Here is a 15,088-nt window from a genome sequence, read left to right on the forward strand (position 1 = left end):
TTCAACCGCCTCAAGCAGTGGCGCGGCATCGCGACCCGCTACGACAAGACCGCCGAGTCCTACCAGGCAGCCGTCACTCTCGCCTCGCTCCTGATGTGGGCGTGACATTTGAAGACAACTCCTAGCACCGTCACCACCTGCGGTCCGCCCGCCGACTCAGGTGCCCGCACGTCTGTAACCGTCCCCGCCACCGCCGAAGCCACCGTCTCCTTCCCGTCGTTCACCGCTTCGGCTCCGGCCGGGCCCGGAAGAACCGCGACACGTTCCCCACGAGCAAGGTCCGGCGGCGCACCGCCCGGCTCCACCGCGAGCGCCACCTGGGAGAACCCCTTCGGCGGGAAGACGGCGTGCGTGCCCACCTGCCCGGGCGCCAGCAGCGCCCCGGCCACCAGCGGCACGCGTGCCTGCCGCCCCAGCACCGTGCCCCGGTCCGTGAGGGGCACCACCCCCGCGTCCGCCGCCACCTCCACCACCCGCACATCGCCCGGCTCCAGTACCCGACCGGTCGGCACGTCACGGGCCAGCACCAGAACCTGCTCGCGCTCACCCACTGCCTGGGCGACCAACGTGAAGCCGACCGCTGAGACCGTCACGGCCCCCACCCCGGCCCACACCCAGCCCAGCCTGCACCGCCGAGCACCTGTCACCGCCGGCGGCTGCTCCGGGCCCGACCGGCGTGCTCCCGGCACCTGCAACCGGCCGCCAACCGGGGTCGAAGAAGACATGGAGGCACCCACAATTCACCTCGCGATCAAGAGAATTCCGACATTCCGCCGACCCGGACCGCCCTCGCGGACCACGCCGTCACACGAGCCGTCAGCGCGTGACGACCGCCTGCACTTCGTCCACCACCAACTGCCGCTGCGCGGTCATCGCCAGCCCGGGCACCACCCCGGCCTGCCCGCCCCCATGCCACTCGACATCCCAGGTCACCTGCACCGACACCCTGTACGCCCCGCCCGGCGGGGACAGCGACGCCCGCCGATAGGTGTAACCACAGTCCGGCGACGACGCCTTGGGGCTGAAGGCGTCCGAGTACGGCGTCCCCGGCCCTCGGCACACCACCGAGCCGCCCTCACCCATCGACCACACCGCCTTTCGCGGCCGGGCCGTCGCCGTCACCTTCACACCCTCGACCGCCGCCGAAGTCGACACCGGCTCCCACGATCCGCGCTCAACCCACATCCACGTCGGCACGTGAACCACCTGCACGAAGTCCTCATCCGGACTCGTACGGATCACGGCTTCGGCAACTCCAGCCGCTTCACCGCCCGTTGGACGACCACCTCCACAGGAACCTTCGGGCCATCACCCGGCTTCGGCCGCTTCACAGGCCCCTGTACATCGAAGGGAGGAACAATCCCGCCACCTTCAGCCAAGGCGACCGCCCAACCAGTCGACGTGATCGTCTGCACTGGCACGCCACCGCTCTGACCCCCGCCATGAGGCTTCACCGGTCGCCCAGCACGAACCGGCCTGCTCTTCCCCGAACTGGCTGACCCTCTCCTAACGCTCTTCGCCTCTGCATCACAGGCACCGGGAACGCAGGTGAGTCCGCCGTAGAGATCCCTGCCTTCATCCGCACGCGCGGGCCACGCGGCGGTGGAGACCGTCAGGCCGGCAACAAGCAACATCACCGCGCACACCCCCGGGCACGGAGCGGCACGCGCACTCAACACGACCCGGCCTCGTGCATATAGAGGTCCGAGACCTTCCACATGCCGTCAACGCGCCGCACGGTTGCATCTGCCTTGAAGTGACTGCCGGGGACATCGTTCTTCAGCTCGCCGTTCCGCTTGTACTGCAGCCAGTCCGTGCCGTCCACGCAGTCTCGGATCACCACCTTGTCAGGGCTGGCGGAGGCAATTCCCGGATCCGGACGCGGTGCACCTCTGGTGACAACCTGTTGCTTCTGAGCCGTCGTGAGGCCGTGCTTCAGGAGCTCAAGAGCACCGCCCACCGCATGATCGTCCAGTCTCGGAGAGTTGGGCGCAGGCGTGGCGGAGACCGCAGCCAGATCCCTCCACCACGACCGGTAGGCCGTGAGCGCCTGCGCATACTTGGCATCGGGCGTACGGGACGACGTCGTCACGACCGTCCTCTCGGGCAGCGGCTTAGTACGAGACGAACTGTCCGCACATCCCGCCAGAAGCAGCCCTGTAACCGCAGCACTCGTGCCTGCCAGGAGCAGGTTGACTCGCCGTCGCGCCTTCATCAGCCCCCACACTCAGTCACTCATCTCGCATGTTTGAACACTCTACGTGATCAGATGCGACTGGAGTTACCCGGCATCGCGCCTGTCAATCACAAATAGAGGGGTGAATTCCGTCCTGTTTCCACCCTGTTACACACAATGATGTGCCGCTTCACGGGGTAGCTGGCCGGGATGGCCACCCAAGCCGTATTCATTCCCTGCGGCTTCGGAATCCCCATGCACCCTTGGTCAGTTCGTGGACGATGTGCAGCCCACGGCCGCGTTCGGTCGACAGCGCGCACAACGCGTCCAGGTCGCCAGCACCGCATCGCTGATCACCCCGCCGTCGAAGCCGAGCTGGTCGAGGGTGCAGCGAAGGGCGATGCGCGCTTGGGCTGGGGCATCGGGGGTGCGGCTGGTCCAGCGCCACCGACGCACGGGGCGGCACTCAGTGCACAGTGTGCGGTCACTGTCGCCCCCTGAGCTGTGCGACGCCCCCGGACCGTCCGACGGTGACGTTCCCGCCCGGCACGTACGGAATCGCGTCCTTCGCACAATGCGGACGCACTGACCGTCGTCACGAACGGCAGTAGCAGTGCAATGGTGAACAAACAGAGCGCCACGGCAGGGGCCTCACCGGTGGTTGCGTCTAGGGCGCGACCACCACACCGTGGATCTCCGAAGAGCGGAATGCCCCTCTCGCCAGGTCCTTCCGGTGCCGTAGCCACTGTCAGGGATTCAGGGAACCGGACGCGTCAGCGTGCTGCGGCCAGCAGCGGCCCCGTAGAGCAGGAACGGCTGCAGCCGCGAATCACTGCTCCCCCGAACGGGTGTCAGTGCCTCACCGTAGGGTGTGGAGCAAGTGCCGGGAGTGGTGGAGGGAATCGCGGTGGCGTACGTGCAGCACCTTTCGGTCCGGGTGCCTTGGCATGACACGGCCTGGGACGGTCGCATCTGCGATGATCCGCTGGGCAACGCCTCATGTGTGCTGTTGGAGAACATCGGGCGCCGACGGGATGACGAGCTGGAGGTCCGGCTCGCGGGTCAGACCTTCGACGCGCTGCCGGACGGTCCGCCCGCGTGTGCCGGTGAGCGCGGCGGTTTTCTGAGCAGCAGGGACCACGTCCTGCGCACGTCCCACCCCTACCGCCACAACCAGGTGCTCAAGGCGCTCAAGGGCGCGTCCGTACCCTTGCCCGCGTGGTCGGTCCACGGCATCCCGTTCCGTTGGCTCAACCGGGCGCAGCTCCTAGACGACGTCATGGAGCAGCAGCCGGTGGACGGCTACAGCACGGAGGCGGAGCAGCGTGCGATCGACGCGCTCGGCTTCGAACCCGCGTGGGTGCTGCACGGGGACAACCAGAAGGCCGTCATCGATACGTTCTTCCAGGACGTCGTCGACGGCCAGTCGCTGGTCTTCTTCTATCTCAAGCACGCTCCGTTCGAGGACCATCCTCGTCGGATCCTGGTCGGAGCCGCGCTGGTGGCCTCGGTCACGCCGCCGAGCCGGTGGCCGACCGCGGGCCCGACCCCGTTTCCCAATCACATGTGGGAGACGGTGGTACGCCATACGCTGCGCCCCGACGGCAGCGGAGGCATCCTGCTGCCGATGCAGGCGCTGGCACGACTCGCAGCAGATGGGACCGATGTCTCGCGCGCTCTGGCGCACGCCCCGGAGACGAATTGCGAGTTCTCCTACGGGACCGAGCACGTGCCGTCGGACACGGCGGTGGCCGCGCTGCTGGAGCTGAAGCGCGCTGCCGAGGCCGCCGTCGACCTCGGCTGCGGGCTGCCCGAGCGCTCCTTCGGATGGCTCGACGAGCAGTTGCACCGTGCCTGGCTCCGGCGTGGGACCGCCCCTGGTCTACCTGCCGTGCTGAGCCTGCTCGACGTGCCCCATCCCACGTTCGCGGCCCGTGAGGTGACGGCTGCCGTCGGTGAGGGCGAGGATCCCTGGCCGGCACTGGAACGGGCGCTGGACGGCCGCGGGGGTCCGGCCGCGGCCACCGCGGTGGTGACACCCACCCGCCGGAAGGTGTGGGCGGCGCTCGACCGCGATCGCCGACAGAGCCTGCGGCTGCTGGCCCGTTTTGACCTGACTCCCGACCAGGTGCGTCGGGTGTGTCAGCAAGAGACCGTGATGCCCCTGTCCGTGGCGGAGCTGCTCGCAGACCCGTACGCGATGGTGACCTGCACGGTGGACGACGCGGATCCGATTCCTTTCGAGGCCGTCGACCGGGGCTGTTTCCCCGATCTGCAACTGACGGACCGGCATCCGCTGCCGGTGTCGGAACCGCTCACGGACTCCGACGACAAGCGGCGTCTCGAAGCCGCCATGGCGACTGTGCTGCTCCGTGCTCAGAGCGAGGGACACACCTTGCTGCCGCTCGAGGAGATGCTGGAGGGTCTGGAAGGGCTGAGCTCCGTCAGGCCACTGCGGCCCAGTCATGCGGTCCTGGCAGCTCACGAGCTGCGCGCCGAGGACCTGGACGACGACTTGGACGCCAACTGGCCGCAGTTGTGTAAGACGCAGATCGCTGACGGTACAGCCGCCTACAAGCTGCGCTCCGCCTTGTGGCGCAACCACGCCATCCGGGAGGTCGTCGATCAGTTGCGCGCCGCCGCCCGGCACACGGCGCCGAAGGATCTCGCGGCCACCCTGGATGCCGTCCTCGACGAGCAGGGTGAGATCGCCGAGGCCGACCGCGCTGATGAGTTCCGGGCGCGGCAGGAGAAGGCGGCGGCGTTGCGGGAGATGTACGAGAGCCGGTTCACCGTGCTCAACGGCCCAGCGGGCACCGGCAAGACTATGCTGGTCAAAGCGCTGGTGCGGCGACCCGAGGTGATGTCGGAGGGTGTGCTGCTGCTCGCTCCGACGGGCAAGGCACGCGTCCAGCTGCAGAACAAAGTGGGCCATCAAGCGCAGACGCTCGCCCAGTTCCTGAGCAAGTCGGGTCGTTACGAGGGAGGCACCGCCCGGTATCTGATCACAGGCCGTCCGCCCCGCGAATGGCAGTACGGCACGGTGGTTGTCGACGAGGCTTCGATGCTCACCGAGGACATGCTCGCCGCGCTGCTCGACGCCCTGGAGCCTCGGCAGCGGCTGATCCTCGTGGGCGACCCCCGCCAGCTGCCGCCCATCGGCGCGGGCCGGCCCTTCGTCGACCTTGAGCGCTCAGCCCGGCAGGGGCACAGCGGCTCATGGCCGCGGGTCGCCCCGGGCTGGGCCGAACTGACGGTGCTGCGCCGCCAGCGAGCAATGGGCGATTCGCGTCATGACCTGATGCTGGCCCGCTGGTACAGCGGCGATGAGCGCGGACCTGGCAGTGACGAGATCTGGCAGCGGCTGCGTCAGGGCGAGAACATGCCGACTCTCCGCGCGGTTCCTTGGAACGGCCGGACGGCGGCGCAGGTAGTCGACGACGTGCTGCGCGATGAGTTCGGCGTGGTGGAGGATGCCTACGGCCTGAGCTTTGCCGTCTCGTACGGCGCGGGACGCACCCAGCGCGGGGCCAGCACCTATCCGGACTTCTTCAAGGCCCCTGCTCGGTGCGGCGCTTGGCAGATCCTGAGCCCTGTCCGCGGGACGGCGCACGGGACCGTAGAGCTCAATCGCCACCTCAAGCGGCGCTACCGTCGTGCCTCCCTCGAGAACGCCCTCAAGGTGGCTTGGGAACGCAAGGTACCCAAGCCGCTGGGGGCGGAGCAGATCGTGTTCGGCGACAAGGTCGTCCACACCCGCAACGGAACGCTTTCCGCGTGGGACCAGACCGCGGGGCGTATGGTGAACGGCTATGTCGCCAACGGGGAACTCGGTGTGGTCACTGGTCAGCTGAAGAGCCCGCGTATGAAGAAGGCGCCGCGGAGCACCGAGGTCGAGTTCTCTTCCCAGCCCGGACGACGCTATAAGTACGGGCTAGGAGGCGGCGAGGACGACGTGTCCCTGGAGCTGGCCTGGGCTCTCACCGTGCACAAGAGTCAGGGCAGCGAGTTCGATACCGTCATCGTGGTCCTGCCCGCCGCGGCCCGCAGCGTGTCGCGTGAGCTGCTGTACACCGCGCTGACTCGTCAGACCAAGAGAGTGGTCATTTGCCACGAAGGGCCGCTGGACGACCTCATCGAACTGACCCGGGCCACCGGCTCCGACACAGCCCGTCGTTTCACCGATCTCGTCGTCACCCCGGACCCGCGCACAGTGCTGACCCCCAGCGGCGTCGACTGCGGGCGTATCGACGCCCGGCTCGTCCACGTAGCGGTCAACGGCGTCATGGTGCGCAGCAAGAACGAAGTCATCCTCGTCGGCATCCTCGAACAACTGGCCCCTGGAGCCTGGGCGTACGAGCAACCGTTCAAGGGAACCGACGGCCGCACGGTGCTGCCGGACTTCACCATCACGCCTCTGTCGGGGCCTGTGATCTTCTGGGAACACCTCGGCATGCTCGACAATCCTCGATACGCCGCCAAGTGGCAGCGGCGCCTGAAGTGGTACGCGGAGCAGGGTGTGCTCCCCGAAGAAGACGGCGGCGGGCCCAACGGCATCCTGGTCTGGACAAGCGATGAGCACGGGGTGAACGAACCGGAGTGGCGAGCCCTCGCCCAGCGCGTCATCGGTGCCGCAGCCATCCGCCGCGCACGACCCACAGCCGTAAAGCGGACAGCCGCACGACCCAGTAATCCCGGGCGCCCATGACCTAACCCCCGAGTTACCAACCCAGTAGGCCGGTTCGTCCATCGCGCCACCGTCTACCTGCGCTGCCTCGGCTCTCCCGTCTGGACCGCCAGGCTCAGCTCTTCGCGCCTGTCAGCGCCATGCGTTAGGAAATATCCAGCGAGGCAGGGAACGACAGGAGGTAATCGATGGCAGCGGCTCGGCGGGCGGTAGTCGCGTGGACGGTGCTGAGCGCGGGCTGGATCGGCATGGTCGTGCGCTGGGACGGTCTGGCGCGGGACCCCAGCATGTGGGGCACGATCTCCCTCGGGGTGGCCGCGATGCTGGCCACGCTGCTGGTCTTCGTGGTCACGCTGGCCCCGTTGATGGTGCAGATGCACTTCCGCCACACAGCGCGTTTGGCGGCAACCGTGCTCGATCGCGCGGCGATCGCGTACGGCGCGTTCTTCATCTCAAGCACCTTGCTGCCCGTCCTCGCGGCCGCCGCGCCGTCTCGCACGGGCACGCTGGCCGTCATCGCCGGCGTGATGCCCGTCCTGGGCTCGCTCGTTCCGGCCGTCCTCTTCTTCGCTGCGAGGCTGCGATCGGACTGGTTGCTGCGACGCCGAGTCGCGCGAGCTGAGGCGCTGCTGAAAGATCGGCAGTCGAACCTCCGCTCCTTTCACCGTGAGCGGGAAGCGCTCGACGCGTGTGCTTCGGCGGCGTGGGATATTCGGCTGGTCATGAAGCACGCGGGCGACTCCTGGGACGACCAGGTGGCAGCCCGTGGCAGCGCCGTACGGCTCCTGCGAGCTGCGGTGACGGTCGACACCCTGGCCGCGCGCCGGTTCGTCACCGAAGAGATCCTCGCTTTCACAAGGCTGGGCTCGGGCCGACGCAGTGCCTCGGTGCGCCGGGACGTCGCGTACGTCCTGGAGTCCACTGCGAGGTCGGCGCGGCCAGGTACGTGCGGGTACATCGTTGAAGGAGTGCTCACCGCGTTCCGCGCGTTGGGGGAAGGGAGTGACGTGACCCCGGCGAAGCGGGAGGAGTTCGCCCAAGCCGCCCAGCGCGTGACGGTTTCCTGCCTCGCTGCGATCGCGCCGTCCACCCGACCACACGACACCAGGTACCGTGTATCTCGTTCCTCCGACGCCGGACGTCCGGAGCGAGCACTCACCCCGTTCGACCGCCACAGCGACGACATCGTGGCGTGGCGGGTTCTACAAAGCGGAGTCGCGACCATCCGGGAGCTTGTGGGTCCGCCGAACCGGATGCTGGACGACAGCCGCCTCGCCCACATCGAGGCGAACACGTTCGCCGCGGGATGCCGCCTCCTCGCAGAGCTCAGTCAGGAACTACAGGACAAACATCTCTGGGTCGACTACGACAAGATCATCGAATGCCTCGCGGGATGGCTCAACCACCGACTCGGCGACGGTTCCGGCCGCGTCGACGACCTGACCGAGACCGGAACGGACATCCAGCCCTTCCCGTACGCGGTCGAACTGCAGGCCGCCGCCGACGCCATGGCGGACATTGCGGTTTCCGCGTACAACACAGGCTTCGACCATGTGGCACGCTCCGCTTTGGAGACGCTGGTGCGCCATGCCGAGCGGGCGCTCACGCGCGATGCCGTCGCGTTCGTCCTGGCAGCCCGTTCTTTGGCCCGGGCCCACTCCGAACTCTTCGGGCGTGGAGGCACAGACGTCCGCGGCCTGGCCGCACACGCTCGCGCCGTCGATCTCTGTACCTCGCTCCAGGAGGAGAACCACCGACTGCTGGCCACTGCCCTCGCCTTCTCCAAAGCGGAGGGCGAGACCTCCGGCTCCGACGCACTCCGTCATGGCGCCGGCCGTGACCGGGCCATGCGGGAAGTGCTGCGGTGGGCACTGCGCCCCCTCTACGAGAGCTGTGCCGGATACGGGCAGTTGGCCCTGGCGATAGCTCGCACCGCGCAGAGCGTTCGCTGCCCCACCCCATCCTTCCCGATGCGCCGCTCCCGTGGCACAGGCGAGCTGTCGGACGCGGACGCCATGACTCTCTGGAGAGAGGCGCACACCTTCGCCCGCGGGCGCGCCTACGAGCTCGACTCGGATCTGCCTATCGCGTTGATCCGCGCCATGTGGCCGAGTGAGGGTACGGAAGCGGGACTTGAGGTGTTCCGGGCAGGCGTGCGCTGGCGTGCCGCCCTGGAGGCGGCAGGCGCAGGAGTCGAGGGCAACGACAGCTCGTACGGCATGCTGGCCGACCTGGCGGGCCGGAGCATGTCCCTTGAGGTCCGGTTCTCGCGGCAAGCCGCTGCCTTCGGCCGACGCATCGAGGCGTGGGCCGAAGCACCGTGGTGCACCACGCGCATCATGAGCCCGGAGCCGCGAGTCCCTGGCGGGGACGAGCTCGTGTTCATACCCGAGGCAACCGATGAATCGGCCACCGGACTCGGGGCCCTGGTGCGACGTCACCGTGCGGCACGGCAACAGCAGCAAGCGGACTCCGAGTTCAGCGAGCTGTCCGAGGCTGAGATGGGCGGCGTGGGGCTGCTCTGGGGATCATGGCCACCACCCGAGGGGTGCCCGAGTGATCCCTGGGGCAAGCCCGAATGGTTGCGCCCGCAGGACATCACTTACCGGCTGAACCGATTCCGCTCGGAATGGGAACGGGGTCGGTACGGTGGGGACGAGCCACGCGCAGACCGCATTTACCACGCCAGGACATCCGGTGCGGAGCGCATTGTCGTCACCGAGCCGGACGGCAGCAGTCGGTCGGATCCTCTGTGGGGTGGCAACGGGACGGGAACCCTTCTCCCTCGTGTACGGCGGAACTGGCGAAGCCATCCTCGCCAGCCGGCTCACCGCTGACGCACTGGGCCCTTTCGCCCTCTGCCCCGCCTGTCACGGCGGGTCGGCGCCGGACTGGATGCCCGGCTGGTGCCAGACCTGTCGCGGCCTGTGCACGCATCCGGATCTGGGGCGGGCGCAACGGGCCGTTGCCAGCGCCGTCGCGAGAGCAGCGGACGGCAGAGTGGAGTGGGACATCAGCCGTAGCGACATCCTCGATGCGATCGCCTCGATGGACAGACGTACGGAAGCCTGACGGCGGGGATGCGCGGGCGCCTTCGTGATCCCTGTTTTTGGTTGTGCACCGAGGAAGAGCCGGTGGACGACCTCGCGTTCGCGCACGCGGTCCGGCGCTGCTGTGGCACTCTGGGCACGCTGAGAAATCGCCTGATCACGCACTGGTGAGGTAGGGATGGCTGGCAAGGCGGAGCAGCGGTGCTCGTCGTGCCGCGCGGTGCTCAGCCGCTTCAACACCGCGTCGCGGTGCGGTCCTTGTCAGCGCGGTGCGGTCCCCAAGGTCGCGCCGGAGTTCTGGGCATCGCCCGCGGTCAAAACAGCGGTCCGGGCCTGGAACCTCGGCGTGGTCGTGCAGCTCTTCCGGCAGCACACGGGGCTCTCACAGGTGGCAGTGGCGCGGCTGGCCAACATCGATCAGGCTGAAGTAAGCAGGCTGGAACGCGGCCGGAAGAAGATCCGCGACCGACGCCAATTCGCTCAGTGGAGTGAGGCGTTGGGCATGCCCACGGAACTGATGTGTCCGTTGCCCGACGTCGATCAGCTGCCCATGCCGAGCGAGAGCGGCACGGCTGGCCATCTGATGCTTCAGGACGGACCGGGTCAGCTCCTTCTGCCCGCTGGCCGAAGTCTTCCTCCGACGGTAATCCCCGCGCTCGCCGAACCTGCCGTGCCTTTTCATGACAACGCTTTGCGCCTTTCGCCGAGCAGGAGCGCTTCGGCATGGAGCCAGATGCCCCTCAGGGCTCTGCTCGCCGCATACGCCACCGTTGACGGGCAGCGACGGCATTTCGTCATGGACGCACGTGAAGGAGGCCGCGGTTCTGAGGAGGGTCCCGTGACCATCCCGGCGGCATACGAACTCGACGAGCTCACCTACGGAATCCTGTGGGCCGTCGCGGGATTCGAAGCCGGTGTACTCGGCGACGACACCGCGCTCCAGGATGTACCGCGTCTCCCACCGCAGCACTCGACCGGAGGAGACATCTGGGCCGCTTCAGGAGGCCTGACCGACGCGTCTCGGATGCTCCTGGGATCGCGGGCGTGCGCCGAGTTCATCCTCGACCGGCGAGCCGAACTGGCCGACGCACCGGTCTTCTGGACCCGTGAGCAGCGCGGGGAGGATGCGGCCACGTGGCTGATCTTCAAGCACAAGCACCGCTATCTCCAGGAGACAGCTCCCCGCCAAGCCCACGACGGAGTCGGTCGCGCCTTCTGCGTCCCCCGCCAGGAGGTCGCCGCGTCGCCCACGTACGAGCGCGTGCTGCTGTTTCTCGCGATCTCGCTGATGGAGTCCTACGGCGTCACGACCTGGCTGACCGATGAACCGGACCTCCAACGGACGGAGGGATTCGTCCTGGCACGCGGCCGCCGGGCGGCCATCGCGAACTGGGTACGCACGGACTCTTGCCCGCAGACCACGCTGACGGCGAAGACTCGTACGCTCCGCGCCTTCGCAGACGTTGTCGGCTACGCCCAGACGCACACCGTCATCGCCGGGACCATGTCGGTACAGCGTCTGGCAGCGACCGCGGACTACCTGGACCTGGACCGTAGGTGGCTCGTGCGCCGCTGCGGACAGCTCGCTGCCGAAGGCGTCACCGGTCTCGCCCGGCCCCGCAGCCGCCACCTCAGCCTGGACGCGCTGGGCATCGCCTGCACGTACGTTGCCACGGAGCTGAGGTCCGACCACTGCGGCTGGTGCCCTTGAACTGAGGCTGTGCCGTTGCCGGGATGACCGGCTAGCCTGCACGGAACGATCTCGCTGTGTGCGAAGTCCGCTCGGGCCGAATCGACATGAAGTGGGGCGATCGTGGGCGTGGCAAAGTCGGTGGTGGTCTACTCACTGGGCGGGACCATCGCCATGACCACGGATCCGGCCACCGGTGGGGTCGTACCGGCTCTTTCCGCCCGCGACCTCCTTGAGGCCGTTCCTGGCCTGGACGGTCACGGCATCGAGATTCGCGTGCACGACTTCCGCAGGGTGCCCGGTGCCTCGCTCACCTTCGCCGACCTCAGGGAGCTCGGCGCGGCGATCGACAAGACCCTCGCGGGCGGCGACGTCCACGGGATCGTGATCACGCAGGGGACGGACACCATCGAGGAGACCGCGTTCTTCCTCGACCTGTATCACGGTCACGAGCAGCCGGTCATCGTCACCGGCGCGATGCGCAACCCCACCATGGCTGGTCCCGACGGACCCGCCAACCTGCAGGCGGCCGTCCTCGCTGCGGCCGACCCGCAGCTGCGCGGCGCCGGAGTGCTGGTCGTTCTGAACGACGAGATCCACGCAGCCCGGCATGTCCGCAAGTCTCACACCACCAGCCCCGCCGCCTTCACGTCGCCCGGTGCCGGGCACCTCGGCCAGGTGGCCGAGGGCCGCGTACGGCTGGTTGCCCCGCCGCCTCGCCGACACGGCCCCCTGCTGGCGCCGAGCTGGGACGCGCGCGTGGGCCTGTACACGGTCAGCCTTGACGACGACGGAACGCTGCTCGATGCGTGGGACGGCCGATGCGACAGCCTCGTCATCGCTGCCTTCGGCGTTGGACACGTCCCTCAGCGACTCGTCGAGGCCCTTGAACGACTCGCCGCGCGCGTTCCCGTGGTGCTCGCCTCGCGCATCGGCAACGGGCCCGTCCTGACAGGAACATACGGGTTCCCCGGCTCAGAGAAGGATCTGATCAGCCGCGGGCTCATCGCCGCCGGCGACTTGGGCCCCTACCAGGCGCGCCTTCTGCTCCACGCGCTGCTCGCCCAGGGAGCTGACCGCGAGTCGGTCGCAGCGAGGTTCGCGGTCCTCGCACCCTGACCACGTACGTCGGCCCCGCCCGGGAGGACAACCACATGCGCGCCCACGAACTGACCATGGGTCGGACCTTCGGCGTTACCTTCGATCACGGCGAGGACTTCTTCGACGCACTCTCCGCGTTCTGCCGTGAACACGGTGTGCGGCAAGGTTATATCCCCTCATTCATCGGCGCGTTCGCCGAAGTCGACATCGTGGGTGCCTGCGAGAAGCTTGAAGACCCGGACGCCCCGGTTTGGGCCAAGACCTATGTGACCAACGTCGAAGCCTTCGGCGCCGGAACGATCGCCCACGATCCGGAGACGGGCGACATCCTGCCGCACGTCCACGTCTCCGCCGGGTTGAAGACGCACTCTGCCGACGGCCGCACCAGTCACCTCCTGGGAGCCAAGGTCCAGTTCCTCAGCGAGCTCTTCATCGTCGAAGTCGCCGCCCCGACCATGAGCCGCCCGCGAAACCCGGCGCTGTACCACGTGCCGCTGCTCACTTTCGGTACACCGGAGTAGGGCACACGCGCCCGCGGGGCAGAGCTGAGCTTGTGACCGTCTCCTTCCGCGTGACCGCACGCCCACCTGCGTAGGGCTCGACCTCACCGCGGCGGATGCCTGGGCGACGAGGGTCGCACGCCGCCTGACTGCGCGTTCCGTCAGGAGACGATGCACCGGTGCTGGTGCGATAGCGGCGGGTGCCGACTGGGGTGATCCGCGACGCCGAGCCCTCGTACAGTCACGTCGGCGGGGCGGTGGCAGCGCTCTCATAAACGCTCATAAGCAAGGGCGTAGTTCGCCGTCATCGTGGAGTGCGGGCCGACCGCGCGTGCTCGTGGCCACTGTGGCTTCCGATGGAGGTGACGCCGTGCCGGGCCAAGGAGCCACGTTTGGTGAGGGTCAGACCATGACCTCGGTAATCGCCGTCACGCCGTCCGCGACGACGCCCCGGGCACCGTGCGTCCGGTGCTGATCCCGTTGCCGCACGCAGCGCGAAGCCTCGTGCGCGTCTGATGCGGCGACTGGTCGGTCCGTGAATCAGCCGTGGCCAGGAAGAGAGCCCGGCGACCGCGGGCAGGGTCCCGGGGATGGCCGACTGTGAAGGAGCCGACGTGTCCGATCGCATGGACCGCATCGATAGCCGCGAGGACGCGCTCTGTGGCACCTCGACGTCCCTGCGGGTCTACACCGTGTCCCGGGATGGTGTGATCACGAGAGACAGCGGTATCCGGCACTTCGACGTGGGATCGAAGCCGCAGCCGATCGCGGCTGATCTCACCTGCCCGCTCTGCGCCTGCTCGAGCTGCCGCGGGCAGAGGGTCGTACGGTGACCATCCAAACCCACACCGGAGCGGTCGCCGACGCGCCGCTGCTCGACCTGCCCGTGATGCGCTCCGCGGTATGTCATCTGATGGCTCCGGGCGGCGCGCAGTCCGTTCCCAGCGAGGTGGACACCCTGGCCGCTCAACTCCGGGACTACCTAGTGGTTTTGATCCCGGCAGTCGAGGCGCGAACAGACGACCTTCCACTGAAAGGTGCGCCACGCGCCTGTGCACTGGCCTGCGTCGGCGAGGCCCGCATGCGACTCGGCGTCGAGACATGCCCAGGGCTGTCCGCAGCGATCGTGCACGCGCAGCGACTCGCCCGCTGCGTGGAGGCCCTGTGCGACCACTACGAGGACAGGGACGGCGAGCACTCGTGACCGAGATCCAGCACTACTGCCGCTACTGCGACGAGCTGATCACCGACCCAGACGACGTCGAGTTGGTCGCGTACCATCCGAGCATCAGCGGTCCTGGATGGCTTGTGTACACACATCGGCAACACGCGCCCCTCCTGCAGCCGGCGTTGCCGCTATCTACTGTGCTCGCGAGGCTCGCGCGCGTCCACGCCCGGCGTGCGGGTCGGCCGGGTGCCTGAACCGTGCTGTTCGCCTCCCCGAAGGGCCCAAGCTGGCGGCGCGTACCGCTGCTTCGATTGGTATCGGGAGCCGTGCTGTCGGTGGCGCGGAATTCGCCCCACGGTACATGACTCGGAGTTGATCACCTTGCGGATCGACAGCGGGTCGCCGCCGCTGTCAACCACCGTGATCCAGTGGTGTCCTTATGTCTACGTCGATCCCGGCCCATACCTGTGGTGGTCGCTGCGTCATCTCGTCTCTCCAGGTCGATCACGGATGGGGAGTGCCAGGCCACCCCTGGAGCAAGTCCGTACGAGCGATCGAATCGCAGTTCTTAGTTAGCAGCGAGGGCGAGCAGCGGCACCGGCGCCCCGGGGCTGCCACTCATGCCCGATCGACCCTGCTTGAAAGGGTACCGGCCAACCTCAAAGAAACCTCTGAACTCGACAAGTGTATGAGCTACGTGCTCCGCGGTCTGCTGT

9 protein-coding genes and 1 pseudogene are annotated in these 15,088 nt (G+C 68.0%); 7 read left to right on the forward strand and 3 right to left on the reverse strand.

Annotated features, from left to right (window positions below; genetic code table 11):
- Positions 1 to 105 (forward strand): annotated as a pseudogene (locus GPA10_RS39950) (IS5/IS1182 family transposase); the annotation flags it as partial.
- On the opposite strand, the gene GPA10_RS39955 reads toward GPA10_RS39950, so the two are convergent.
- The 3 genes from GPA10_RS39955 to GPA10_RS39965 all read right to left on the reverse strand — a co-directional run bounded on the left by GPA10_RS39955 (position 60) and on the right by GPA10_RS39965 (position 2,092).
- Positions 60 to 725: an SAF domain-containing protein gene (locus tag GPA10_RS39955; RefSeq protein ID WP_157169701.1), complete on the reverse strand. Its 666-nt coding sequence runs from the start codon at positions 723 to 725 to the stop codon at positions 60 to 62. The pseudogene GPA10_RS39950 and the gene GPA10_RS39955 sit on opposite strands and share 46 nt — an antisense overlap.
- Positions 726 to 816: 91 nt before the next feature.
- Positions 817 to 1,197, reverse strand: a complete 381-nt coding sequence (locus GPA10_RS39960; RefSeq protein WP_246260607.1) for a hypothetical protein — start codon at positions 1,195 to 1,197, stop codon at positions 817 to 819.
- A gap of 475 nt (positions 1,198 to 1,672) precedes the next feature.
- Positions 1,673 to 2,092 (reverse strand): hypothetical protein, encoded by a 420-nt coding sequence (locus GPA10_RS39965; protein ID WP_343041852.1) that lies wholly within the window; start codon positions 2,090 to 2,092, stop codon positions 1,673 to 1,675.
- Positions 2,093 to 3,083: 991 nt separating this feature from the next.
- Here GPA10_RS39965 and GPA10_RS43905 point away from each other — a divergent pair.
- From GPA10_RS43905 to GPA10_RS39995, 6 genes are all read left to right on the forward strand, one after another.
- Entirely contained in the window at positions 3,084 to 6,884 is a 3,801-nt protein-coding gene (locus GPA10_RS43905) for an AAA family ATPase (RefSeq protein WP_343041853.1), read from the forward strand.
- 167 nt (positions 6,885 to 7,051) lie between these two features.
- Positions 7,052 to 9,700 (forward strand): hypothetical protein, encoded by a 2,649-nt coding sequence (locus tag GPA10_RS39975; protein ID WP_157169702.1) that lies wholly within the window; start codon positions 7,052 to 7,054, stop codon positions 9,698 to 9,700.
- A gap of 391 nt (positions 9,701 to 10,091) precedes the next feature.
- Positions 10,092 to 11,624: a helix-turn-helix domain-containing protein gene (locus GPA10_RS39980; RefSeq protein ID WP_157169703.1), complete on the forward strand. Its 1,533-nt coding sequence runs from the start codon at positions 10,092 to 10,094 to the stop codon at positions 11,622 to 11,624.
- Positions 11,625 to 11,732: 108 nt separating this feature from the next.
- Positions 11,733 to 12,722, forward strand: a complete 990-nt coding sequence (locus tag GPA10_RS39985) for an asparaginase (protein ID WP_343041862.1) — start codon at positions 11,733 to 11,735, stop codon at positions 12,720 to 12,722.
- A gap of 35 nt (positions 12,723 to 12,757) precedes the next feature.
- Positions 12,758 to 13,225, forward strand: a complete 468-nt coding sequence (locus GPA10_RS39990) for a PPC domain-containing DNA-binding protein (protein ID WP_157169704.1) — start codon at positions 12,758 to 12,760, stop codon at positions 13,223 to 13,225.
- Between the two features lie 808 nt (positions 13,226 to 14,033).
- Positions 14,034 to 14,408, forward strand: a complete 375-nt coding sequence (locus GPA10_RS39995) for a DUF6415 family natural product biosynthesis protein (protein ID WP_157169705.1) — start codon at positions 14,034 to 14,036, stop codon at positions 14,406 to 14,408.
- Positions 14,409 to 15,088: the final 680 nt, after the last annotated feature.

This window comes from Streptomyces typhae, assembly GCF_009755605.1.
Lineage (GTDB): Bacteria > Actinomycetota > Actinomycetes > Streptomycetales > Streptomycetaceae > Streptomyces > Streptomyces typhae.

Coding starts and splice junctions, on each gene's coding strand:
- GPA10_RS39955 (WP_157169701.1), bottom strand. CDS start 725: ATGTCTTCTTCGACCCCGGTTGGCGGCCGGTTGCAGGTGCCGGGAGCA.
- GPA10_RS39975 (WP_157169702.1), top strand. CDS start 7,052: ATGGCAGCGGCTCGGCGGGCGGTAGTCGCGTGGACGGTGCTGAGCGCG.
- GPA10_RS39980 (WP_157169703.1), top strand. CDS start 10,092: ATGGCTGGCAAGGCGGAGCAGCGGTGCTCGTCGTGCCGCGCGGTGCTC.
- GPA10_RS39990 (WP_157169704.1), top strand. CDS start 12,758: ATGCGCGCCCACGAACTGACCATGGGTCGGACCTTCGGCGTTACCTTC.